The sequence below is a fragment of the Streptomyces griseus genome (genome assembly GCF_001715295.1).
Classification (GTDB): Bacteria; Actinomycetota; Actinomycetes; order Streptomycetales; family Streptomycetaceae; genus Streptomyces; species Streptomyces griseus_G.
The window spans coordinates 1,423,126-1,424,887 of record NZ_MDKB01000001.1 but is presented as its reverse complement, the minus strand read 5'-3'; the positions used below and the strand labels follow the sequence as shown (position 1 = coordinate 1,424,887).

1 protein-coding gene is annotated in these 1,762 nt (G+C 70.2%); it reads right to left on the bottom strand.

Going from position 1 to position 1,762, the window contains the following annotated elements; translation table 11 throughout:
* Window positions 1-1,762: condensation domain-containing protein (locus tag BA175_RS05600; protein WP_254667828.1), on the bottom strand; the 1,762-nt coding region annotated here is incomplete at both ends.

Genomic DNA, 1,762 nt, shown 5'->3' with positions numbered 1-1,762 from the left:
GACAACACACCCACCCGCTCACACTCACCCACCGACCGCACATCCACCTCGGCCAGCACCACATCCGGATCCCCCACCAACGCGGAGACGACGGAGGCGAGGCGCTCGGGGAAGAGACGTGCGGTGCCGTCGGCATAGAGATCGGTGTTGTACGTGAGGTAGCCGGTGATGGCGTCCTCGCCCTGCTCCAGGTGGAGCGAGAGGTCGAACTGCGTCCCGGCCGGCGGTATGTCGAGGCGGTTGACGGCCAGGCCGGGCAGGTGCAGGTTCCTTGACGGGGCTTCGTTGAGGGCCAGCATCACCTGGAACAGGGGGCTGCGTGCCTGCCCGTCCGCTGCGAGCGCCGTTCGGCGGACGATCTCCTCGAACGGTGTCTCGGCGTGCTGGTGTGCTTCCACGAGGGCTTCGTGAGTGGCCCGTAGCGTCTCCCCGAGCGTCGCCCGCGGGTCCAAGGTCCGACGCAGAGGCAGGGTGTTGGTGAAGAAGCCCAAGATGCCGGCGGTGTCGGGGTGGGCACGGCCGCTGGTCGGGATGCCGATGGTCACGTCGTCGTCGCCCGACAGGGCGCCCAGGACGACAGCGACCGCGGTGGCGACCACGGCGAACGGAGTGGTGCCGCTGCGGCGTGCGATGCCCCCGACCTCCTCGGCACTCAGCTCGACCGGGATGGCCGCACCGTTGTGGGTGCGACGGGCGGGACGCGGGCGGTCGGTCGGAAGGTCCGGGGTGTGCACGCCCGCGAGTCGCTCACGCCAGTAGACGAGCCCGCGGTCGTCCTCGGACATCGGCTCGGCAGCTCGCATGTGGGCGAAGTCGCCGTACTGGAGCGCGGGGGCCGGGGGCAGGAGGGAGCCTTCAGCACATGCCGCGTACGCGGTGGCGATCTCGTCGAGCAGGCGGGTGAGCGTCCAGCCGTCGGCAATGGTGTGGTGCAGGGACAGCAGGAGCAGATGGGCGTCCTCGGCCTGACGGACGATCCGCGCGCGGAAGAGCGGGCCTTCGGCGAGGTCCACGGTCGAGTGACGCCAGTCCGTCAGCAGTCCGGCCTCGTCGTACTCCGGGGTCACGTCCGGCGTGTCCGAGGCCGCCTCGTCCGCCGGGCCGGCCGACGGCAGAGGGTTCCCGGACCATACGGGGTGGACGACCTGGACGACCTCGCCGTTCTCCTCCCGCAGCGTGGTCCGCAGCACCTCGTGACGCCGGGCGACCTCTTCGATCGCCCGTGCAAGGACCGGAACGTCGAGTCGACCGGTGATCCGGGCGCCGCCGTTCAGCGTGTAAGCGAGATTGGCCTGCGGGTCCAGGGCGCAGAGCAGCCACAGTCGCTTCTGACCGGACGTGGCGGGGAAAACGATGGTGCCGTCGGGGTTCGGAATACGCGGTGCGACCGGTATCGGCGGACGGGCGTCGCCCAGTCGGTCCAGGTGGGCGGCCAGGTCGGCGAGTGTGGGGTGTTCGAAGACGAGGTGGAGCGGGACGTGGGTGCCGAGCGCCTCGCCCAGCCGGTGGGTGAGCCGGGTGGCGAGGAGGGAGTGGCCGCCGAGGGTGAAGAAGTCGTCGTCCGCGCCGATGTCGGAGACCTCGAGCAGTTCGTGCCAGATCTCGGCGACCAGTTCCTCGGCCGGTCCGGCAGGAACCCGATACGCGGTCCGATGCGCACCCAGTTCGGGATGCGGCAGAGCGGAGCGGTCGATCTTGCCGTTGGGCAGGAGGGGGAACTCCTCCAGGCCGACGAAGACGGAGGGAACCATGAAGTCGGGAA